Here is a 21,329-nt window from a genome sequence, read left to right on the forward strand (position 1 = left end):
CACACGTTGCAATCCCCGCTGCCACGCCTGGGAGAGGAGGCCCCGCCAGGGACGAGTGAGGGCGTCGTTGCTACATGGACCTTCCATCGAACTGATGCACCGGCACCGCATCCAGATCGATCTCTTCCAGGCAACGGATATTCACCGCAGCCATCTTGTTGCCCTTCGGGTCCGTGCCCTCGCCGTAGGGATGAATGCCGCAGGTCGCACAGAAACGATGCGCGATGACGTGCTTGTTGAACAGGTAGGTACTTGCGTCCTGCTCGGGCGTCAGCAGCCTGAAGCTGTCGCGTGGCACGAACCACAGCAAGGAGCCCTTGCGCTGACAGATCGAACAGTTGCAAGCCACGGCTTGCTGGATCTCGCCTTCCACTTCAAAGGCGACCTTGCCGCAGTGACAGCTTCCCTTGTATTTCACGATGGGCTCCTGTGATGAACGCTTCATTTCTCGGCGACAGACTTGAGGTTCTGCAAGCCCACCTCGAAATCGCGACCGATCATGTTGTCGAGGTTGAAGAAGACCTGCATGACCTTGGAGAGAAATGGCGCCGGACCAAACATCGCCCAGGTCACCTCGGTCGCGTCGCCTTGCGGAACCACCAGGAATTCCGCCGTGTTGTGCGCCTCGAAGGGCTTGAAAAAATCCAGCTTGATGCCGATGCGGGTGGCAACGGCAGGCTCGGTGATTTCCATGCGGCCGGCACCTGCCTTGCCCGCGCTACTCCATTCGTAAACAGCCCCCACGCCACTCGGTGCTCCGCTGAAGATGCGCTGCATGGCCGGATCGAGCTTCTCGTAGGGCGACCACGCGCCCCAGTTGTGAAAGTCGTTGATGAACGAGAAAACCTTGTCATGCGCAGCCTGGATACGCACCGTGCGTTGCACGCGGAAGGTGTCCGGCTTGGTCATCGCCAGCACGAAGACGAGCGCCATCGCAGCGATGAGAACGAAAACACCTACTTTCAACCATGCCATTGCGAACTCCCTTTATTTTCAGTATTTGCTGGAGACGTAAGCTTCCAGCCGCTCCAGCGTTTGCGACCAACCAGCACCAAAGCCCTGCTCCATGGCCGCCTCGCGATCGGCTACCGACCTGAGCTTGGCGTGGATCCTGACCGTGGTGACGCCATCGAGTTCTGTGAAGCTGATCGTGACGCGCCCGTGAGGCGGCAGGCCAGCCCCACAGGGATGCCCCTCTTCGGCCAGACCGTCATAGACGATGCGCTCGGGCTCGACGATTTCGCGATAGATGCCGTCGCAGGGATGGACCACGCCGTCCGGCCCCAGCATGTCGAGGTGAAATGCACCACCGACGCGGACATCCATATGGCATGTCTGGCAGTTGAACCCCTGGGGGCCCCACCACATGGGCAAGTGCTGCGGATCAGTCCACAGCTTGAACACCAGCGCGCGCGGCGCCTTCAGGCTACGCGTGATGACCACGTCGGCCTCGACCGCCGTCACCTGGCTCTCTACTCTTGCATTCATGGCCTCTCCTTGCCTGTGCGAGCCTGACGGTGCTCAGGCGTCCAGCAAGGGCAGGTTCAGCTCGGTGCGCCAGTTGGCGGGATCCTGGCTCGACTCAGGCCCGACGACGTAGCACTCCCACAGGTCCTGCGCGGGCTTGTGGCCATTCGCTTCAACCCACTGGATGAATTCGCCCCAGGCGCCACCCAGGCCCTCGTACCCGCCGTGGTACACCGTGCGTGCAACTCTTGCGCGCGCGGCGAGTTCGCCCGGCTTGACGCGTCCGCTGGCAGCCACTGGCGCGGCGACAGGAACACAGGCCTCGAAGTCGAACACGTCCGTGGGCCGCTGCTTGTGGAAAGTGAACCACGGGCCGCTCGGCGCGATGCCCTGTGCAGCGAGCGTGCCGTAGACCTCGCTGATGGCCGGCCCCATGACGTGCTGGATTTCCGTGCGCGACACGGTCAAGGGAATACAGGCAACACGCTGCGCCTGACTGTCGGTGATGTGCGGTGTTTCGATCATGATGCCCTCCACTCAGCCCGCGGGCTGAACAAGGTTGATGAGGTTGCCGCAGCCATCTTCGAACAGCACTGCGGTAATGGGGCCCATGCTTTGTGGTTCGCCGCGAAAGGTGACACCACTTTCCTTGAGGCGGCGGTACTCGGCATGGATGTCGTGTGTCATGAAGGCCGTCGCCGGGATGCCTGCATCAAACAATGCGCTCTGATAGACCTGTGCGGGCGGGAAAGCCATCGGCTCCAGCACCAGCTCGACACCCGCAGCGCCCTCAGGCGCCTCTACGGTGAGCCAGCGGAATGTGCCCATCTGAATGTCATGCTTTTTCGTAAAGCCCAGCACGTCGGTGTAGAACTGCAGCGCCCGCTCCTGATCGCTCACGCTGATGCTCGCCAATCTGATCTGCATTTTTCTCTCTCCGTGAAATCCACTTGGCCGCGCAAATGGCTCAGACGCCCTCGCGGGCCCGCTCGCCAAGGCTCTGTGTTGCCACGTAGGCACGCAGGCGTTCGAAGCACTGCGTCCAGCCGGTGTCGTGGCCATCGCGCTCGGCAAGGGACTGGAACGGCGTCTGCAGGAACTCCATGCGTGTCCTGCTACGCGTCCCGTCGCCTTCGTCGAAGAACTGCAGCGTGACGAGCGTCTCCATGCCGCGCTCGCCTTCCTCTTCCCATGCGAAGGTGAAGACAAGCCGTGCCGGCGCGACAATCTCGCGATACTCGCCACGTATCCAGTACTCCACACCTGTCGGCTCGACGATGCAGGTGCGGTAGCGCCCACCGACACGGAAATCTATTTCGCATGAAGGCACCGTGAAATCCGTCGGCCCCATCCAGTGCACCTGATGCTCGGCCTTTGACCACACCTCAAACACCAACTCACGCGGCGCATCGAAAAAGCGCGTGATGCGCAACTCCTGAACTGGATTAATGCTTGCTGTCATCACGATCAACCTTGCCTGTGTTCTTCACCGCGCTCTTCGATCTCGTATCCAGCACTTCGCGATCCTTCTCCTGCAGCTTGCGCAGATACTCCTCGATGCGCTCCATGCGCAGCTCCCAGAAGCGGCGATAGCCGTCCAGCCACTCGGCGATGTAGTTCATACCCGTCTCCTGAAAGCGATTTGGCATTTCCCACAGGCCGTGAGGAGTGCGTAGCAAGAGGCCAGATGTGTGCGCAGCCCTCTTTCTACGCACTCCTAAGCACTCTGGGACAAATAGGTAGCGAGTTTGTCCCACGTGCCACCAAAGCCCTGACGCATGCTGTCGAAGCCAGCCTGATACAGCACCACCTCTTCTGCCGTCGCGTTGATCGGCCCGCCACTGAGCGTCAGCGTGGTCTTGCCATCCTTCTCTTCGAGCGTGATGGTATTGAGCACTTCCAGCGGCCAGTTATCGAGGCCCGGGAACGGCGCACGTGTGATCTCGCCCTGCGGGTCGGAAAAGGAATTGATGAAGACGATGCGTTCCGGCGCGACGATCTCGCGATAGACGAAGCGCCCCCACATATCGCCCATCGGCCATTTCATGCAGTAGTGGAAGGTTCCGCCGGGGCGGAACTCCAGCTTCTTCACTTCGATCGTACAGCCCACCGGCCCCCACCACTGTGCAAGGCGTTCGGCCTCGGCGAATGCCTGGAAGACCCGCTCGCGCGGGGCGTCGAAGACGCGTGTGATAACCAGTGCTTCGCCCTGTACGGTGCTTTTGTCTTGTGACGTCATTTTCTCTCTCTGCTAAGCGTGCTTTTTGAAATCAGAATTCCAGCAATTTCTTGAAACCACCGAAGATCATGCGCTTGCCATCGAAGGGGTGATTCTTCGGATCCATCATCTCGGCCAGTCGCGGATCAGACATGACTTTCTTGTTCACGCTGTCGCGATGCTTGCGCGATTTGTAGACGATCCACGAGAACACCACTATCTCGTCCTCCTTGAGCTTCACACTCTGTGGAAACGAGGTGAGCTTTCCGGACGGCGTGTCGTCGCCCACGCATTCCACGTAAGACAGCGCACCATGCTCCATCCAGATCGCTCCCGCTTTCTTGGCGATGCGGCGATAGGCAGCGAGGTTCTTCTTTGGCAGCGGCAATACGAATCCATCGACGTAACTCATGTCTTCTCTCCTGTGGTTGGATTGAACGCGTGCTCAAACGCAGCAAGCGCCTGCATCGAGTTCAGCAGCAACACCACACGAAGGCGTCGCCAGATGGGCCGCCAGGCGCTCCAGGCTGGCATGCCAGCCCTCTGCCCAACGACGTTGCGCGAAGGCGTCAAAACCCAGCACGGGCTCGCAGTGAATCGTCACGCGGGTGCGGCAGTCGGCATCACGCCCCTCCTCGCCCGCCACCTCGTGAAAGGTCACCGTCGCGAGGGTCTCGCAGATCAGTGTGTCGCCGAGGAAACAGGCATCTGCATAGACAATCCAGTCCGGCTCCTCGACTTCGCGATACTCACCCTGGATACGCACACTGGCACCGGCTTCGCACAGCCCTTCCATACGCAGCGCGCCGCCCGGTCGCACATCCATCTCGCGCACCGTCATGCGCAACTCGCAAGGGCCGAACCAGCGCGCCACCTGCGTCGGCTCACTCCAGGCCTTGAACACCATTTCCGGCGGGGCATCGAAGATGCGCCGCAGGACCAGCTCGCCATCGACCGGCGCCATTTGCAGCTCAGCGACCTGCTCTGCGTGACGGCCCAGGAGTTGCCCGTGATTCATATGTGCTGATCCCATATTCATTCCCGCCTCAATGCTGCTGATCGTCTGGATTGCGCCGCCACGCACACGCCGGGCCGAGGCCAGAACACCCCGGCCTTACACCTGTTCATCAGGCAGTTTCATCTCATCTGCATCAAACCGGTGTTCGATGACAGACATGAGCTCATGCCGCAGGCGATCACTGACTTTTCCTGCGCTCACTTTTTCCTGCTCCGGGGCTTCGGCCTGGCTGCCGCAACATCGGCCTGCGGTTTGGCCTGCAATTCGGCCACCGGGGCAGCCTGCTCCTTCGCCGCCAAGGCCTCGGTAGCCTGCAATTCACGCAGGTACTCCTCGAGCCGGTCGAGGCGCAGCTCCCAGAACTGGCGGTACTGCTCGACCCAGTTCGATACATCCTGCAAAGGCTGGGCCTCCAGCCGGCACGGGCGCCATTGCGCCTGGCGCCCCTGCGAAATCAGCCCGGCACGCTGCAGCACCTTGAGATGCTTGGTCACGGCCGGCAGGCTCATTTCGAAAGGCTTCGCCAGTTCCGACACCGTCGTCTCACCCGAAGCCAGCCGCGCCAGGATCGCCCGACGCGTCGGGTCGGCAAGCGCGGCAAACGTGGCACTGAGGCGATCTGGAGACATCCGGCAACCTGTTTATTTAACCTTTTGGTAAATTAGTTGCCAACAGGCGTCCTGTCAAGGCTCTCAAGGAAGATTTTTCGCCGAGGGGCGTTCGGGGAGAGGCGCGGGTGTCGGCCTCACCCCAGCGCAGGGAGGCTTACTGCCTCAACCACCAGAAGCCAAGCACGACCACGCCCAACAGCAAGAGCACGACGTACAGCACCCCGTTACGACGCGGAGGGGGCGTGTCGTCAGTCAACGCCGGCGTCTCGTCGCGCACTGTCCCGACCTGCGGATCGGGGGCAGTCACAGCCCCCCTGGCCTCACGCACGAACTCGTAACCGCAATGAATGCAGTAGCGCCCCTGCTGCTGACGTGCGCCGCAGCCCGCGCAAACGCGTAGCGGCTGGGCCGGGTTCGATGCAGCCGCACCTGCCGCGACAATGCCATCCGCATCCTCCTGGCCCGGGATCGCGCCGGCTGTCGACGCCGAGGCGGCGGGTGGCACAGGCATCCTCGGGGGAGGCACGTACACAGGCGTCGCATCCACAGGAAGGGGCTCGCCGCGCATGTAGGCCTGCAAGCTGGCCTCGCCAGCCAACTCCGTTTTCTCGAGATCGGGCAAAGCGTTCTGCGCATTGGTGGCGATCAATTCGTGATCCACCATGGTCTGCGTGAAGTCCATGTCTACCGGCACATCTACCGTGTGCAGCAGATCACTGGCCTGCATCAGGGGGGTGTGAATCAGCGTCACCGCATGACTGGCCGCCCCTTCGGGCTCTTCCAGATACGCGACCGGCTGCGCGATGGGTGCTGGCGGCGGCACCTGAACGGCGGGCGCAACGGGTGGCACGACAGGCGCCATCGATGCCGACTCTTCTTCCGCCCGGACCACCATGCCGATGTTGCGCAGGCGTGACACATAGCGCCGGGCCTGCTCGGGGTCGAGCCCCTTCTTCAGCGTCGTCTTGCGCCCCGAGAACAGCGTCGCGATCTGCTGCACGCTGGCATTCAAGCGCTCGGCCGCGGCAATCGCCACCTCCTCGGCCACGAAACCCGGCACGAGCTCCCCCTGGAACACGATGCGATATCCAGTCCCCTGGGCGGGCTTTGCCGGCCGCGTCGTAACATCCAGCTCGACGTGCATGCGCATGCCCAGCAGGCGCAATTCCTTGGCATAACGCGCAGCGGCATCCATGGCCAGACCACGCTTGAGAATCACGCTCTGCCCGCTGAACAAACGCTCGGTCTGTTGCGTGTTTGCGCCAAGACGCAAGCTGGCACGCGAACGGATTTCCGCAGGGTCGTGGCCAGTCAGTAACTCACCCTTGAAGACGAGACGGTACAGCTTTTCCATGTAATGCGTTCCCCCGAAACCAGACGGCCCCTGCACGCCTGGGGTCATGCGGCGGCCATCGTGCGGGCCACCATTCATGCATCATGGCAAAGCCAGAATCGTGCCGATACCCGATGGCCCATCAGGGCAATCGTCACACAAGATCAGAACAAATCGAGCGCGCGGTAAAAGTCGGCGCCATAACGCAGGAAATCGCTCGCTTCGCGACGTCGCGCAGCCAGCTCGCCCTCATCCTGCGTTCCGTCATCAGAGAGAATGGCCTGGGCAAATGCAGCGATATCTTCGTCGCGCTCGCATCCAGCCTGCTGCGCACAGAGGAACAGCAGGTCGTGATAGGAAATCGTGATGCCGGTGCTCAGCGCGGCAGACGCAAGACCCGAAATGCGTTCGCCACTACGCAGACGCTCCAGCAGCGCGCGATTGAGTGCATGCACGCGCGCCATGCTGGTCGCCTCCTGTGCCGCTGCAATGCCGACGTAATCCAGACAGAGCAGCACGTTGAGGGCGTCGATACAGCGCTCCTCGCCCGCTGCGGCAAAAACAGGCAGCTGCATGAGTGCACGTATCTCCTGCGGTCCTTGAGCCAGGCTCTGCAACAAGGGCCCGAAGGTCTCCTCGTCCAGCTGCAACTCGCCGACCGGAATCTGGCAACGCAGGCTGCAGCTGGCCGGCGGACGCAATAGCGCAAGCCGCAGACCGCGCATATGTGCATCGATTTCCTCGTCGTACAGCGGACGCGCATCGCGCACGAAAATGTCGCGGCGAAATGGCGTCTGCACGGCAAAGTCGCGCAGCGTTTCACGCAGGCCGACATCAGCCGTAGCGTCCATCAGCGCATGCATCTTTGGCGGCAGGGAGTAGGCAGGAAAATTACTGAAGAGTTTGGCCGATCCGGCATAGATCAGGTCTGCCGCGGCCAGGTCCTGCGCGACATCAGTGTGATAGAACGGCGTCCAGCCCTTCGGCGCGAACTCATGCAACAGATACGCGTCGCTGGCCTTCTCGAGCTCGGCCAGCATCGCACGTGCTGGCGGATTGCGCGTGAAGAACGCAGCATCGGCCGCATCGACCAGGCCGAGGAAATCACGCGCGGTATGAAAGCGTTCGAGCGCGCTGCCCGTCGCTTTGCGCTCGGCAAACTCGCTCATCAAGCGCTGCAGCGGCGCCTTCACCGACCAGCCTGGCAAACAGTTGTAGGAGATGTAAACCACGCCACCGCGCTTGAGCAGCTTGTGCAACAACGCAACGATGATGGCGCGGTTCTCCGCATTCACCCAGGTGTAGACACCGTGCAGCACGATGTAGTCCATCGGCGGCAGATCGCGCTCCAGCAACTGCGCGAAGCTGTCCTCAAACAGCTGCAGGTTGTCCAGCCCCGCCTGCGTCGCAAGATTCTGCGCAGCACGCACATGCGCCGCCATGAAGTCGTTGCCGAAGAAGCGCCCTTGCGGATGCGTCGCTGCCAGCATGTTGAGGCCGAGCCCCTGTCCAAAGCCAAGCTCGAGGTAGTTGAACTCCTGCGTGATGGCCGGCGACGCAAGGCCTAGTTGCAGCAAAGCCAGGTTGAGATGCGCCGGCGCCATCTCCGGAAAGTGATTGACGCTATAGGGAAGCTCGGTGACGTAGCCGTCGGTCCAGTTGTTCATGGCAGGCAGGGATGGAAGCAGCAAATGGGCGATGGTGCCGTGTTTGCTTCGGGCCAGCAATTGCGGGCGCATGGCATCTGTAGCCGAAGGTAAGATATTCGGGCTCGGGTCAACGTGGCCCGGGCTTGCGAAACGTTTGCGCACTTCGACTTACAACAACATGCAATCACGCTTCCACATTGTCACGCTCGCATTCGACAGGGTTTTCGATCTTCACCGATGTCATGGCAGCGAAGGCACGCCAAAACACACACTATTCAGCTTCGAAGCACTGAGCGGACGGCAATTCGGCGTGACGATCCTCGACCACCCACGCGTCGAAGATGGCATGCACGTCACTGCGGTACTCAGAAAAGAAGATGACTGGCAGACATTGATGGGATGGGTTGACCGGGACAACGGCCAGCTGGTCCCGAACACTTCCTATGCACTTGGCAATGCTCTCCTGCCTCTGGGGTTTCTGGGCTGGCTCGCATTCGATCTCGCACATCCGGACGAGAGCTCGAAGCATTACGTATTCGACGCTTTCGCCGGCCTATTCGGACTAGGTCTGCTCTGGCAGTTCGTCTCATCATTCCTTGCGGACAGGAGGGTAATGCAGCTGCTACGCAGCATCCGAGCTGACTTGCAGCGTTAGGCTCCAAATCCGCGCCGGGAATGTGCCTCGGTCTCTCCTTGGCAGACTCTGTCGGCATGCGGAGCTGATCTTCAATCGTTTTCCTTCAAGTGACGGAAGAGTCCGCGTGAAGAACGCCTATCGAATCATCGCCTTGGTCCTTTTCACGCCACTTCTGATGCTGCTCGGGTATTTCGGCGTAGCCTGCGCCATGCTGATGTTTCCGGCGAACGACCTGAAAGCTGACGCGGAGCAGGAAGAGCGCATAGCAGCCTACGTCATCTCCAATGGCGTACACGCCGATCTCGTGCTCCCCATCAGATCGGATGTCTTCGACTGGACCGAGATTTTTCCCGCGCGTGACATCCCCACCCCGCTTCCCGCAACGCGCTACATCGCAATCGGCTGGGGAGATCGCGAGTTCTACCTCCACACACGGGAGATTGCCGACATCACCGTCAGCCGCGCACTGGCTGCCTTGTCAGGTCGGCATCGGTCGCTGATCCACGTCACCCGACTGGAGAGCCTCGACTTTGTGAGCAATCGTTACGCATTGCCGCTGACGCGTGGCCAGTATCAAGCCCTGATCCTCTACATTCGACAGACCCTGATCCTGGGTGCGGATGGAGCCGCCACGCCCATTGCCGGCTACCACTACGGAACCGATGACGCGTTCTATGAAGCGCGAGGCAAGTACAGTTTGTTCAATACCTGCAACACCTGGATTGGCAGAGCGCTACGGACCGCCGGCGTCAAGGCCAGCCGCTGGACCCCGCTGGATTTCACGGTTGTGTGGCATCTACGCAAAAATGGAACGCCTTGACAGGCAATACTGGCGCGGCTTTGCGATGAGACAGCCACGGCAGGACCGTAGACGACTACAATCGCAACAATTTTGTAACCTTGGCACTTCCCCATGTTTGGTCGTCTGATGCCCCGCGAGGGCCGTTTTTTTGAATTGTTCAATGCTCACGCCGAGCAGATGGTGTTCGCCGCAAAAGAGCTCGCACTGTTGATGGAAGGCGAAGGCGATCCGCAAGCGCACATCCAGGCCATCGACTCCCGCGAAGTCCGCGCCGACGGCATCAACCAGGAAGTCCTCGCGCTGCTGCATCGCACTTTCATCACGCCGTTCGACCGTGACGAGATCCATCAGCTGATCTCTGCCATGGACGACATCGTCGATGCCATCCAGGACGTGGCCGAATCCGTCACCCTGTACAACGTCGACACCTACTCTGCCGACGCCCGCCAGATGGCCAACCTGACGCTGTCCTGTTGCGAGCGCGTCAAGCACGTCGTATCCCTGCTCGACGACATGAAGTCCGCACCAGACATGATGCGTACTTGCCGCGAAATCGAACAGCTCGAAGGCGATTGCGACCGCGTGATGCGCACCGCCATCTCCAATCTGTTCCGCAAGGAGACTGACGCCATGAAGGTGATGCGCCTGTCTTCCGTCTACCAGGTTCTCGAAAAGATTACGGACTGTTGCAAGGACGTTTCCAAGCACGTCGAAAGCATCGTGCTGGAAAGCGTCTAAGCAATGGACCTGCAAATCAGCCTCGCGGTCATCATTGGCCTCGTCGGCCTCGCGCTTTTTTTCGACTTCCTCAACGGTTTCCATGACGCGGCCAACTCGATTGCCACCGTCGTGTCGACCGGTGTGCTCAAGCCGAAACACGCGGTAGCCTGGGCAGCTACCTTCAACTTCATCGCACTGTGGGTCTTCGGCACCCATGTGGCTGCCACCATCGGCAAGGGCATCGTCGACCCCAGCGTCGTGGATCAGCACGTGATCTTCGGTGCGCTGGTCGGTGCCGTCGCCTGGAACCTCATCACCTGGTTCTACGGTATCCCCTCCAGCTCCTCGCATGCGCTGATCGGCGGCATCGTTGGCGCCACCATCGTCAAGGCAGGCGTCGGCCCCCTGATCGGCTCGGGTATCGGCAAGACCGTGCTGTTCATCGTGCTCTCTCCGCTACTCGGCATGCTGCTGGGCTCGACCATGATGGTGCTGGTCGCGTGGATCTTTCGTCGCGCCACACCGCGCAAGGTCGACCGCTGGTTCCGGCGTCTGCAACTCGTCTCCGCCGGCGCCTATAGTCTTGGCCACGGCGGCAATGATGCGCAGAAAACGATCGGCATCATCTGGCTGTTGCTGATTGCCGCTGGCGTCACCGGCCAGGGCGAAGACGTTCCGTCCTGGGTCGTCATCTGCTGTTACGCGGCCATCAGCCTGGGCACGCTGTTTGGAGGTTGGCGCATCGTCAAGACCATGGGCCAGGGCATCACCAAGCTCAAGCCGGTCGGCGGTTTCTGTGCAGAAACCGGCGGCGCCATGACTCTGTTCTTCGCCTCCGCACTCGGCGTACCGGTCTCCACGACGCACACCATCACCGGCGCCATCGTCGGCGTCGGCTCGGCACATCGCATGTCGGCCGTGCGCTGGGGCCTCGCCGGCAGTATCGTGTGGGCCTGGGTGCTGACGATTCCTGCCAGCGCTGCCATCTCGGCCATTGCCTACGAACTGGGGAAGTACATTCTCTGACGGCGAAGTCAGGCACCGGAAAAAGGACGCGGGCAGCGTCCTTTTTTATTGCCGCGTCGCCTGCAACGCCTGCTCGATGAAAGCCAGCCAGACCTCGTCCGGCTCCCATACCTCGCGCATCTGTGCAAAGGCCTCATCCGGCAGCCAGCCGAGACGCTGGATGCGATACAGCGCGAGGAAAACCGGCACGCGATAGTTCGACGCGCAATGCACGAACAGCTTGCGCCCGGCGTGTGCTGCCATGGCGGCGTAGAAAGCCTGCAGTTCCGGCAACCCCGGTGCCTTGAACTGCACCGGAATGTGGATGTAGCGCATGCCGAGCGCCACCACGAGGCCCGGCTCATCCTCCAGCGAATAGCGCGGGTCGTCATGCAGCGCGAGGTTGATGATCGTCTCGAAGCCCGCTGCGGCAATGGCTGCCAGCCCCTGCTCCTTGGGTTGCCCTGCGGTGGCCAGCCAATCGTCGATTGCCACAAAGCGGTGAATCTCGGTGATGTTCATCGTCGCAAAGGAGCTATGAAAAATGGCAGCCCAGCCTAGCAGTGCCACTGCGTGAACCGGGATAATCGCGCCATGAAATTTTCTTCGCGAAGGCGTGAGCAGGATTCATGACGATGGCGTTCACCACATTCCTCGCGCAACAGGCCGCCGCGCGCTATCGCAGCGCGGGCCGCATGACCTGGAAATGGGCCGAGGGCAAATTGCGCGGCGACCCGGTCTTCATGGGCATCCTGCAAAACCGGCTGATCCGCGACGGCGAGCGCGTGCTCGACCTCGGCTGCGGTCAGGGCCTGCTGGCGGCATGGCTACTCAATGCCAGCGAGCAATACGCGGCAGGCAAGTGGGAGGACCCGCGAGGCAGTGCGCCCTTCACGCCGCCCTACAAACTCGAGCTGCGCGGCATCGAACTCCTGCCGCGCGACGTCGAACTCGCACAGCACGCGCTCGGCGGACAGGCCGACATCCGCCAGGGCAATATATGCCATGAGGATTTCGGACAAGCCGACGTGATCGTCCTGCTCGACGTGCTGCACTACATCGACTACGCCGCACAGGAGGACGTGCTGCGTCGCGCCTGCGCCGCGCTACGCCCCGGCGGCCGCCTGCTCTTGCGGGTCGGCGACGCCAATGCTGGCAGGGGGTTCCGCTGGAGCAACTGGGTGGACAAGCTCGTCGTATTTGCGCGCTATCGCAGCTGGAGCCGCTTGTGGTGCCGGTCGATACCGGAGTGGACGGCCTTGCTCGAATCGCAGGGTTTCAAGGTGAGGCCCTTGCCCATGAGCGAGGGGACCGCGTTTGCAAATGTGTTGCTGATCGGCGCAAAACAGTCATGACGCCAGCGTCATGAGTTGGGCCGCGCACAACGGGAGACCGTCATGCGCGCGGGCTGGCGAAGATCAGTTCTCGGCCACGATGCCGAAAGCGCCCGGCACTTCGCCATAGCGGATCCGCAGACGCTTGGTCACACCAGGCGCGACATGCACCATCTGCTCGGACATCAAGCCCGGACACATCCCCACGATTTCCGCAGTGACCTTGTATTCGCCCGTAGCAACACGAACGGTCACGCGCTCTGCCGGACGCAATCTGGCTGCGGAACGATTGCCGACGACCACGCTGGTGGTGCATGCGCTACCGCTGTTGCCGCTGTCACGCGTGATCTGGATGTAGCCACTGTTGCTGGCATTGAGCCCGTAGTCGCTGGCAAAGCTGGCGCCGGGAGTCACCTCCCAGACCTCACTCTCGGGCGTCGGCGAACTGACGCAGGCAGAGAGTACCAAGACAAGCGCTGCACAACAGACCGCGATACGTGGTCGCACAACAAAGCTCATGGGTCACCTGTTCAAGGAAGTGAAATCTTCATCGAGCCACCGTGAGGCCAGACTCAGGCCACATTCGGGCTGGCAGAGACTACCAGCTTTGCGACGAGACCATCTGCATTGAACGAGGAACGGAGGACGAGGTCACCGCTGGTGGCCTGCTCCCAAATGACCTGCGGGCGACAAGCGCGCTGGCGTCTTGAAGCCTGTTCACGCTCTCTTGTAGGCGCGTGTTGTGAGCCCGCTTTTTGGGGCGAGAACATCAGGAGATCGAGAACAGGCGCTTAGAACGTGGCGCAAGCGGAGCGAGCGCGCGGCCGGCAAGGCGGTCCGTGCAGAGCAATGCTCAAGCGCGGCGAGCGGGCCAACGCAGCCAGGCGTGCGCGCAGCCCGCTTGCGGCGCGTTCTAGGCTGTGCCGCCAACCGTGAGCCCTTCCATGCGCAGCGTCGGCTGGCCGACACCCACAGGCACGCTCTGCCCTTCCTTGCCGCAAGTGCCCACGCCGGGATCCATCTTCATGTCGTTGCCGATCATGCTGACCTTGGTCAGTGCATCCGGGCCGTTGCCGATGAGCGTTGCGCCCTTCACGGCCTGGCCGATCTTGCCGTTTTCGATGATGTAGGCCTCGGCAGCGGAGAAGACGAACTTGCCGCTGGTGATGTCGACCTGGCCACCACCGAAGTTGACGGCATAGAGACCGTTCTTCACCGAGGCGATGATTTCTTCCGGCGGTGTGTCGCCGCCGAGCATCAATGTATTCGTCATGCGCGGCATGGGCAGGTGCGCGAAGGATTCGCGGCGGCCATTGCCCGTCGGCGCGACGCCCATCAGGCGCGCGTTGAGCATGTCCTGCATGTAGCCGACGAGGATGCCGTCTTCGATCAACGTGGTGCGATTGGTCGGGTTGCCTTCGTCGTCGATGGTCAGCGAACCACGGCGATCCTTGATGGTGCCGTCATCGACGACGGTGACGCCCTTGGCAGCGACCTGCTTGCCGATCAGGCCGGCGAAGGCCGAACTGCCCTTGCGGTTGAAGTCACCTTCGAGGCCGTGGCCGATGGCTTCGTGCAGCAGGATGCCGGGCCAGCCATTGCCAAGCACGACGGTCATGGTGCCGGCAGGTGCGGCCTTGGCGCCGAGATTGACGCGTGCCTGATGCGCGGCCTGCTTGGCGTAGCCTTGCAGCACGTCGTCCGTGAAGTATGCGAAATCCATGCGCGCACCGCCGCCAGAGGAGCCTTGCTCGCGGCGGCCGTTTTCTTCCATGACGACAGACAGCGAAACGCGCACCAGCGGGCGCACGTCAGCGGCGAGATGACCATCGGAGCGCGCCACCAGCACCACCTCCCAGGTGGCTGCGAGATAGGCCATGACCTGGATGATGCGCGGGTCTTCCGCGCGTGCCATCGCTTCGAGGCGCTCCAGCATGCGCACCTTCTCGGTCGCCGGCAATGCGGCAATCGGGTCGGCGTCGGCATACAACGCCAGCGGATTCTTCTTCGCAGCGGCCACCTTCACCTTGCGCGCGCTGCCAGCCGCAGCGATGGCACGCGTGGTGTTGGCGGTTTCGGTAAGGGCCTTGAGGCTCAGGTCATCGGAATAGGCAAACGCCGTCTTCTCGCCGGCAATGGCGCGCACGCCCACGCCTTGCTCGATGCTGAAGCTGCCTGATTTGACGATGCCCTCTTCCAGGCTCCAGCCCTCGGAACGCTGGTACTGGAAGTACAGGTCGGCGTAGTCGACCTGATGACTCATGATCGAGCCCAGCACTTTGCTCAGCACCGCCTCGTTCAGGCCACCGGGCAGCAGTAGCAGTTCGCGCGCGGTATTGAGGGCTTTGAAGGGAGGCGTGGCGATGGCGTTCATGGGTTCTTTCGGTACTGCAGACGGGAGGCTCAGTTTAGCGGATTCGGGGACGCGGCAGGATGGGTGTTGCCCTCATCTCCGGGTATTGCCCGGGCAGCCGGCCTCACGCCAGGTTCAGGCCAGCCCCATTACGCTGCGCAGGTCGCCAAGCGCAGTGATACGGGCTGTGTAGACCGCCGGTTCTGCCTCGGGCCACGATGTGTGACGCTCGACCCAGACCGCCTTGAAGCCCGCGCGCAACCCGCCCACGATGTCAGCCACGGGATCGTCACCAACGAACCAGGTGCGCGCGACATCCAGATCCAGCCGCTCGGCCATCGCCTTGAAAATCGCTGCATCGGGCTTCGTCGCGCCGAAGCTTTCCGAAATCAGGAAGTCGTCGACCAGATCCCGCAGTGGCGAGTTGAGGATTTTCGCGCTCTGCGCGCGCTGCCCGCCATTGCTGATGATGCCGATGCGATAGTCGCGCAGGCGCAGTTCGCCAAGCACGCTCACGACATCATCGAAAAGAATCGGCTCGGCCCATGCGCCATCGTAGAAGTGATTTTCGAAATCGGCCGCCGTGACATGCGGCAAGAGCTCTGACGTGAAGCGTTCGAAGAAGACCTTGCGCGGCGTACGCCCGCCATTGTCGAGCGCATGGAAGCGCGTGACGAACGCAGGCTGATCGAGTGGCTGCCTGCCCCGCTGCGCTGCCCACAACGACATCGCGTACCGCGTCAGCGAATCCCGGCGATTGACCAGCGTCTCATCCAGGTCGAAAACAACGCCTGCATGTGAGCCCATGTCTTCAGCGCGCCTTCAGGTAGTAGTCCAGCGCGAGGCCCACGAACACCGCCCCGCCCAACCAGTTGTTGTGCAGGAAAGCCTTGAAGCACAACTGTGGATCGCGGTTGCGGATCAGCGTGTAGTGATAAGCCGCTATCGCCGCTGCCACGCCGAGCCCCGCGTAATAGATCGCGCCGCGACCGAGCAGCACGCCGACCCAGGCGAGGATGGCCAGCGTGATCGCGTAGCAAAGCATCACGGCGAACACATCGTACTTGCCGAAGGTGATGGCCGAGGTGCGGATGCCGATGCGCAGGTCGTCGGCGCGATCGACCATGGCGTACTCCGTGTCGTAGGCCACCGCCCAGAAGACGTTGGCAAGCAGCATCAGCCAGGCAATCGGCGGCACGCTGTAATCGAAGGCCGCGAACGCCATCGGGATGCCGAAGCCGAAAGCGATGCCCAGGTAGGCCTGCGGAATCGCCAGGAAGCGCTTGGTAAACGGATAACTCGCCGCCAGCAGCACTGCAGGTACCGACATCGCCCATACCATCCTGTGCAGGGGCAGGATCAGCAGGAAGGCGCTGATGGCCAACACGGCAGCGAGGATCAAGGCCTCTTTCGGCTTGACCAGGCCAGTCACCAGCGGGCGGCCCTTGGTGCGCGCCACCTCGCCATCGAAATCGCGATCGGCCCAGTCGTTGATGACGCAACCGGCCGAACGCATCAGCACCGTACCGACGATGAAGATCCACACCACCAGAAAAGTCGGCACGCCACCGCTGGCCGCCCACAACCCCCAGAGCGTCGGCCACAGTAACAACAGGATGCCGATGGGCTTGTCGAGACGCATGAGCCTCTCGTAAGCATCGAGCCTGGTCAGTACTGGCGTGAGCGTCATCTTGCGGACTCCTTCACCGAACTCTCTCATTCACTTCCGCAAGGCCAGGATGGCGGGCAGGAAGACCTCGCACACGACCAGGGGCTGTTCATGGCGAACGAAGCAGGAGCGACGCGCCCACAGCGCCTCATCCGAAACGAGCCCAGCATGCTGCCGCACCAGCGCATGGCGCGTATCACGTCGATCAAGCCGGCGCGCAGACAAGGGGCCGCGACGGATCAACGGATCGGCAAACAGCGCCGTACCCAGCGGGCGCAAGCCAATGCCACCGAACATCAACCACGCACCACGCAGACTGTCATGCCTCAGCAGCGAACGCGCATAGACGACGGGCCGTTCGTCAGCCAGCAACAGTACCTCGCGCAAGCAGGCCTGTTCGCCGGAACGCAGTCCCAGCAGGGCAGCCTCGTCGCAATGCGGACGGGCGTCACCTTGTGACAGGAGAACCACACGCAGGGCATCGCAGCGCGCGGCGATGCGCGCCGTCAACGAGGCACTGTCGGTAAGCCAGCCATGCAAGGGATGATTGGCCGCCACCGGCGCAGCACGCCACGACGGGCATTCGACAAGGGTGTTGGCAGGGAGAATTTCGGACATCGCAGCAACTGATTCGAGGCCGCATCATAAATGACTCGGGCCCGCCCGCGGAGATCTCGTCGCTCAAGTTGCGTGCCTGCAAATCCGTTAATGCCTGAACAGGAAGCTCCACATCAACCAGATGGCGCAGGCATGGCAGCGAGCCTGCATGACCCATGCCGCATATGCTGCGGTGTGAAGGAACGGCGCAATGACCCCGATGGAAAGACTCTTCAGCAGCGTGCCGCAGCTCCCCAGTATTCCCACCGTCGTGCAGGCGCTGATCGCCTCGCTTGGCGACGAGGATGCAAACCTTGGCGGCATGGTAGCCAGCATCAAGCAGGATCAGTCCCTCTCGGCGCGCGTACTGCGCCTCGCCAACTCAAGTTATTACGGCGCCAGCCACAAGGTTGGCGCCATCGATGATGCCGTCACACTGATCGGCCTCAACGCCCTGCGCACACTGGTGATCGCCTCGGGCGTCACCTCCGCCTTCACCAAGGTCGAAGGCATCAATCTCAAGTGCTTCTGGCGCCACTCCATGTTCACCGCAACACTGGCACACGATCTCGGCAAGATGGCTGGCCTCAATGGCGAGTTCGCCTACACGGCAGGCCTGATGCACCGCATTGGCCAACTCGTCATCGACATGGCATTTCCCTCGGCGGCACGCGAAATCGCCTACAACAATCACGGCATGAGCGTGACTGAACTGGCCAATACCGAGCGCAGGCTGCTCGATCTCGATCACGCCGAAGCTGGCGCCGAACTGGCCCTGCGCTGGAACTTCCCGGCAGTGATCCGCAACGCCCTGCGCTGGTACATCACGCCGCTCGTAGACGCAGCCTGCCCCTACGCCGGCACGGTCCACCTCGCCTCGCAGATCACCCTGGGCATCGAAATGGAGCAGGCCGACGTCGCCATCATTGCGGCCGTGGACAAGCAGCTGGCTGCCAGGCTGGCGCTGGATGATGTCGACTGGGCGGATGTCATGCAGATGGCGCGCGAAATGCTGGACGGCGAGGTCGTGTTCGAATAGAACCCACCCGCGCATGCCGCGCCTTCGCCGTATTCCAGTTGCACTGAACGAGCACCTCGACTTGTCCCGACACCTGACCCGATGCCTGAGCATCCTCCTGCTGGCGATTACGACGACAGCTCACCCCGCCGCAGCAGAACAAGCGGCGTTGCTGATGTTGTTCGACGTACGCCCGCCCTTCGTCAGCTTCGATGGCAAAGCCCTGCAAGGCAGCATCGGGGCCCGCGCACAAGCCGTGCTGGAGAAATCCGGCGTCGCTTTCGAGCTGCGTGAAGTCCCCGTCGCGCGCCAGCTCCTGATGGTCCAGCAGAACCTGTCGCCCGCTTGTGCCGTCGCCCGCCTCAAGAACGTCGAGCGCTTGCGCCTCGGGGTTTTCTCCTTGCCATTTGCGGAATCCTCACCCTACGTAGCTGTTCAACGCAAAGACCAGAAACTTCCCGAACCCGCCTCTCTCAGCAACTGGGCCAGCCATCGCGGCTTGCGTTGGGGCGTGCAGAGCGGCCTTTACTACAGCGACTACGTGCAGGGCGTGCTGGGCTCCGCCCAGGCCGAAATCGCCCGTTTCAGCGCCCCCCATCTGCACTTCGCCAAGCTGCTGGCGGCGCGACGCATCGACTTCGTCATCGTGCAGGAAGACGAGGCGCAGGAAATGATCAAGGCGCAAGCATTGCGGGCGCAGAAGCTGGACGATCTGGTGCATGGCGAGCAGCGCTTTTTCTATTGCAGCAAGAGCGTGCCAGAAGCCAGCCTGCGCGCGATCAACGAGGCCTTGAAGTGATGGTCAAGCCTTGAGTAGATCGGCGCGGCCACCGAACCAGCGTTCCAGCAGCACTTCGGCCTCTGCCGGAAATTTCTCCAGCATCTCCGTCGCCGCCTGGCGTGCCTGCTCGACCAGATCGATATCCATCTCGAGGTCGGCGTAGCGCAGCATGGGCACGCCACTCTGGCGTGCGCCGATGAACTCGCCCGGGCCACGCAATTGCAGGTCGCGCCGCGCGATCTCGAAGCCATCGGTTGTTTCGTAAATCGCCTTGAGGCGCTCGCGACCATTCTCGGACAAGGGTTGCGCGTAAATCAGCACGCAACTGGATGCCGCCGCGCCGCGCCCTACCCGGCCACGCAACTGGTGAAGTTGCGCCAAGCCGAAACGCTCGGCGTGCTCGATCACCATCAGGCTGGAGTTCGGCACATCCACACCGACCTCGATCACCGTCGTCGCAACGAGCAACTGGATGTCATTGCGCACGAAAGCATCCATCACCTCGGCCTTCTCGGCGGGCTTGAGGCGGCCATGCACAAGGCCCACTTTCAGCTCCGGCAACTCGGCTCTGAGCGTCTCGAAGGTGTCCTGCGCGGTTTGCAGCTGGAGTGCTTCGCTCTCCTCGATCAGCGGGCACACCCAGTAGGCCTGACGTCCTTCGTGGCAGGCGTCGCGCACGCGCGCAATGACCTCATCGCGACGCTTGTCCGACACCAGCTTGGTAACGATGGGCGTACGCCCCGGCGGCAACTCGTCGAGCACGGACACATCCAGATCGGCCATGTAACTCATCGCCAGCGTGCGCGGGATGGGCGTCGCACTCATCATCAGCATGTGCGGCAATGCGCCGACGACCTTCTCGCGCAAGGCGAGGCGCTGGCGCACGCCGAAGCGGTGCTGCTCATCAACTACCGCGAGGCCAAGACGCGACAAGACCACGCTGTCCTCGATCAAGGCATGCGTACCAACTGCCAGCAAGGCCTCGCCACTTTCCAGCTTCGCGCGCATCGCCTCGCGCTCTTTCTTCTTCTGCGAGCCCGACAGCCAGGCGACCTGCACACCCAACGGCTCCAGCCAGCCGGCAAGCTTGCGGTAGTGCTGTTCCGCGAGGATTTCAGTCGGCGCCATCAGCGCGGACTGGTAGCCATTCTCGGCCGCCTGCAGCATCGCCAGCGCAGCCACGATGGTCTTGCCACTTCCCACATCGCCCTGCAACAAGCGCTGCATCGGATGTGCCAATGAGATGTCGCGCGAGACTTCATCGACGGCACGGCGTTGCGCACCGGTCAGCGCGAAAGGCAGGGCCGCGATGAAGCGCGCCGTCAATGCGCCCGTCGCCTGCAGCTCATAAGCAGCGTGTGCGCGCCGCGCCGCATAGGCCTTGCGCAGCGAGATCTGTTGCGCCAGCAACTCGTCGAACTTGATGCGCCGCCAGGCGGGATGACTGCGCTCTTCGAGCGCGTCGAGATGTGCCTCGGGCGGCGGCTGATGCAGGAAGCGCAGGCTGCGCTCCCAGCCCGGCATCTTCGCAGCACGACGTATCGCTTCCGGCACGGCATCGCTCAACTTGTGGCGATCAAGTGCGCGCATCACCAGCTTGCGCAAGGCACTCTGCGCGAGACCTGCGGTGGCCGGATAGATCGGCGTCAGCGCCGCAGGCAGCACCTCGCCCTCGACCACGCTCTGGATGCGCGGATGAATCATCTCCTCGCCCCAGAAACCACTGCGCAACTCGCCGAAAGCACGCACGCGCGCGCCGACCTCGAGCTGCTTGAGCGTGGCCGGATAGAAGTTCAGGAAACGCAGCGTAATGACATCGGTATCGTCACGCAGACGTGCGACGAGTTGCCGGCGCGGCCGCAGGACGACCTCGGCATGCTCGACCACGCCCAGGACCTGCAGCGGTGCACCGGCCATCGCCTCGGCAATCGGCGTGACGCGAGTTTCGTCCTCGTAGCGCATCGGTAGATGCAGGAGCATGTCTGCATCGCGATGGATGCCCAGCTTGGCGAGACGCCCGGCCAGCGCGCTGCGTTTCGGCGGCGCCGAGGCGGCTGCAGATGTGTCTGCAGTGACAGCGGGAGATGAAGGTCTGGTGGCGGGCATGCCCGCGCATT

General features: G+C 62.3%; 27 protein-coding genes. 7 read left to right on the forward strand and 20 right to left on the reverse strand.

From position 1 onward, the window contains the following. Window positions 1-70: 70 nt before the first annotated feature. From VVD49_RS16940 to VVD49_RS17000, 13 genes are all read right to left on the reverse strand, one after another. Window positions 71-418, reverse strand: a complete 348-nt coding sequence (locus VVD49_RS16940) for a GFA family protein (RefSeq protein ID WP_327600388.1) — start codon at window positions 416-418, stop codon at window positions 71-73. A 23-nt stretch (window positions 419-441) separates the two neighbouring features. Then, a complete protein-coding gene (locus VVD49_RS16945) occupies window positions 442-975 on the reverse strand; it encodes an SRPBCC family protein (protein WP_327600389.1) in 534 nt (177 codons plus the stop codon). 18 nt (window positions 976-993) lie between these two features. Continuing rightward, the gene (locus tag VVD49_RS16950; RefSeq protein WP_327600390.1) at window positions 994-1,488 is read right to left on the reverse strand and encodes an SRPBCC domain-containing protein; all 495 of its coding nucleotides are present in this window, start codon (window positions 1,486-1,488) and stop codon (window positions 994-996) included. Between the two features lie 33 nt (window positions 1,489-1,521). Next, on the reverse strand, window positions 1,522-1,992 hold the full coding sequence (locus tag VVD49_RS16955) for a GyrI-like domain-containing protein (RefSeq protein WP_327600391.1): 471 nt from the start codon (window positions 1,990-1,992) through the stop codon (window positions 1,522-1,524). A 12-nt stretch (window positions 1,993-2,004) separates the two neighbouring features. Then, window positions 2,005-2,394 (reverse strand): VOC family protein, encoded by a 390-nt coding sequence (locus VVD49_RS16960; RefSeq protein ID WP_327600392.1) that lies wholly within the window; start codon window positions 2,392-2,394, stop codon window positions 2,005-2,007. Window positions 2,395-2,434: 40 nt separating this feature from the next. After that, window positions 2,435-2,929, reverse strand: a complete 495-nt coding sequence (locus tag VVD49_RS16965) for an SRPBCC family protein (protein ID WP_327600393.1) — start codon at window positions 2,927-2,929, stop codon at window positions 2,435-2,437. Then, complete coding sequence (locus VVD49_RS16970) at window positions 2,913-3,089, reverse strand: hypothetical protein (RefSeq protein WP_327600394.1); 177 nt, start codon at window positions 3,087-3,089, stop codon at window positions 2,913-2,915. Before VVD49_RS16970 ends, VVD49_RS16965 begins: the two co-directional genes overlap by 17 nt. 95 nt (window positions 3,090-3,184) lie before the next feature. After that, window positions 3,185-3,706 carry an SRPBCC family protein gene (locus VVD49_RS16975; RefSeq protein WP_327600395.1) on the reverse strand — a complete coding sequence of 174 codons (522 nt, stop codon included), beginning with the start codon at window positions 3,704-3,706 and terminating at the stop codon, window positions 3,185-3,187. A gap of 31 nt (window positions 3,707-3,737) precedes the next feature. After that, window positions 3,738-4,097, reverse strand: a complete 360-nt coding sequence (locus tag VVD49_RS16980) for a DUF1428 domain-containing protein (protein ID WP_327600396.1) — start codon at window positions 4,095-4,097, stop codon at window positions 3,738-3,740. A 33-nt stretch (window positions 4,098-4,130) separates the two neighbouring features. Continuing rightward, window positions 4,131-4,724, reverse strand: a complete 594-nt coding sequence (locus tag VVD49_RS16985; RefSeq protein ID WP_327600397.1) for an SRPBCC family protein — start codon at window positions 4,722-4,724, stop codon at window positions 4,131-4,133. Between the two features lie 176 nt (window positions 4,725-4,900). Beyond that, window positions 4,901-5,332, reverse strand: a complete 432-nt coding sequence (locus VVD49_RS16990; protein WP_327600398.1) for an ArsR/SmtB family transcription factor — start codon at window positions 5,330-5,332, stop codon at window positions 4,901-4,903. Between the two features lie 136 nt (window positions 5,333-5,468). Beyond that, window positions 5,469-6,668 carry a hypothetical protein gene (locus VVD49_RS16995; protein WP_327600399.1) on the reverse strand — a complete coding sequence of 400 codons (1,200 nt, stop codon included), beginning with the start codon at window positions 6,666-6,668 and terminating at the stop codon, window positions 5,469-5,471. Window positions 6,669-6,811: 143 nt separating this feature from the next. Continuing rightward, a complete protein-coding gene (locus VVD49_RS17000) occupies window positions 6,812-8,386 on the reverse strand; it encodes a class I SAM-dependent methyltransferase (RefSeq protein WP_327600400.1) in 1,575 nt (524 codons plus the stop codon). Between VVD49_RS17000 and VVD49_RS17005 the strand changes: the two genes are divergently transcribed. The 4 genes from VVD49_RS17005 to VVD49_RS17020 all read left to right on the forward strand — a co-directional run bounded on the left by VVD49_RS17005 (window position 8,385) and on the right by VVD49_RS17020 (window position 11,481). Further along, a complete protein-coding gene (locus tag VVD49_RS17005; protein WP_327600401.1) occupies window positions 8,385-8,951 on the forward strand; it encodes a hypothetical protein in 567 nt (188 codons plus the stop codon). The genes VVD49_RS17000 and VVD49_RS17005 overlap by 2 nt on opposite strands. Window positions 8,952-9,057: 106 nt before the next feature. Next, entirely contained in the window at window positions 9,058-9,753 is a 696-nt protein-coding gene (locus VVD49_RS17010) for a TIGR02117 family protein (protein ID WP_327600402.1), read from the forward strand. Window positions 9,754-9,846: 93 nt separating this feature from the next. Beyond that, window positions 9,847-10,473: a DUF47 domain-containing protein gene (locus VVD49_RS17015; RefSeq protein WP_327600403.1), complete on the forward strand. Its 627-nt coding sequence runs from the start codon at window positions 9,847-9,849 to the stop codon at window positions 10,471-10,473. Window positions 10,474-10,476: 3 nt separating this feature from the next. Next, window positions 10,477-11,481, forward strand: coding sequence for an inorganic phosphate transporter (locus VVD49_RS17020; RefSeq protein WP_327600404.1), 1,005 nt, complete (start codon window positions 10,477-10,479; stop codon window positions 11,479-11,481). Between the two features lie 45 nt (window positions 11,482-11,526). On the opposite strand, the gene VVD49_RS17025 is transcribed toward VVD49_RS17020, so the two are convergent. After that, window positions 11,527-12,030 (reverse strand): protein tyrosine phosphatase family protein, encoded by a 504-nt coding sequence (locus VVD49_RS17025; RefSeq protein ID WP_327600405.1) that lies wholly within the window; start codon window positions 12,028-12,030, stop codon window positions 11,527-11,529. Window positions 12,031-12,095: 65 nt separating this feature from the next. On the opposite strand from VVD49_RS17025, the gene VVD49_RS17030 reads away from it, so the two are divergent. Beyond that, entirely contained in the window at window positions 12,096-12,815 is a 720-nt protein-coding gene (locus tag VVD49_RS17030; RefSeq protein WP_327600406.1) for a class I SAM-dependent methyltransferase, read from the forward strand. Window positions 12,816-12,878: 63 nt separating this feature from the next. Here the strand turns inward: VVD49_RS17030 and VVD49_RS17035 are convergent, their stop codons facing one another. The 5 genes from VVD49_RS17035 to VVD49_RS17055 form a co-directional block, all read right to left on the reverse strand. Then, on the reverse strand, window positions 12,879-13,313 hold the full coding sequence (locus tag VVD49_RS17035) for a hypothetical protein (RefSeq protein WP_327600407.1): 435 nt from the start codon (window positions 13,311-13,313) through the stop codon (window positions 12,879-12,881). 394 nt (window positions 13,314-13,707) lie between these two features. After that, window positions 13,708-15,168, reverse strand: coding sequence for a metalloprotease TldD (tldD, locus tag VVD49_RS17040; RefSeq protein ID WP_327600408.1), 1,461 nt, complete (start codon window positions 15,166-15,168; stop codon window positions 13,708-13,710). Window positions 15,169-15,282: 114 nt separating this feature from the next. Continuing rightward, the gene (locus VVD49_RS17045) at window positions 15,283-15,954 is read right to left on the reverse strand and encodes an HAD family hydrolase (RefSeq protein WP_327600409.1); all 672 of its coding nucleotides are present in this window, start codon (window positions 15,952-15,954) and stop codon (window positions 15,283-15,285) included. A gap of 4 nt (window positions 15,955-15,958) precedes the next feature. Further along, window positions 15,959-16,837, reverse strand: coding sequence for a 4-hydroxybenzoate octaprenyltransferase (gene ubiA, locus VVD49_RS17050; RefSeq protein WP_327600410.1), 879 nt, complete (start codon window positions 16,835-16,837; stop codon window positions 15,959-15,961). 30 nt (window positions 16,838-16,867) lie between these two features. After that, entirely contained in the window at window positions 16,868-17,434 is a 567-nt protein-coding gene (locus VVD49_RS17055; RefSeq protein ID WP_327600411.1) for a chorismate--pyruvate lyase family protein, read from the reverse strand. Between the two features lie 190 nt (window positions 17,435-17,624). On the opposite strand from VVD49_RS17055, the gene VVD49_RS17060 reads away from it, so the two are divergent. Both VVD49_RS17060 and VVD49_RS17065 read left to right on the forward strand, forming a co-directional pair. Next, the gene (locus VVD49_RS17060) at window positions 17,625-18,452 is read left to right on the forward strand and encodes an HDOD domain-containing protein (RefSeq protein ID WP_327600412.1); all 828 of its coding nucleotides are present in this window, start codon (window positions 17,625-17,627) and stop codon (window positions 18,450-18,452) included. A 61-nt stretch (window positions 18,453-18,513) separates the two neighbouring features. Continuing rightward, window positions 18,514-19,230 carry a transporter substrate-binding domain-containing protein gene (locus VVD49_RS17065; protein WP_327600413.1) on the forward strand — a complete coding sequence of 239 codons (717 nt, stop codon included), beginning with the start codon at window positions 18,514-18,516 and terminating at the stop codon, window positions 19,228-19,230. A 3-nt stretch (window positions 19,231-19,233) separates the two neighbouring features. Here the strand turns inward: VVD49_RS17065 and recG are convergent, their stop codons facing one another. Continuing rightward, window positions 19,234-21,318 (reverse strand): ATP-dependent DNA helicase RecG, encoded by a 2,085-nt coding sequence (recG, locus tag VVD49_RS17070; protein WP_327600414.1) that lies wholly within the window; start codon window positions 21,316-21,318, stop codon window positions 19,234-19,236. Window positions 21,319-21,329: the final 11 nt, after the last annotated feature.

This window comes from Uliginosibacterium silvisoli (genome assembly GCF_036017035.1).
In the GTDB taxonomy this organism is placed as follows: domain Bacteria; phylum Pseudomonadota; class Gammaproteobacteria; order Burkholderiales; family Rhodocyclaceae; genus Viridibacterium; species Viridibacterium silvisoli.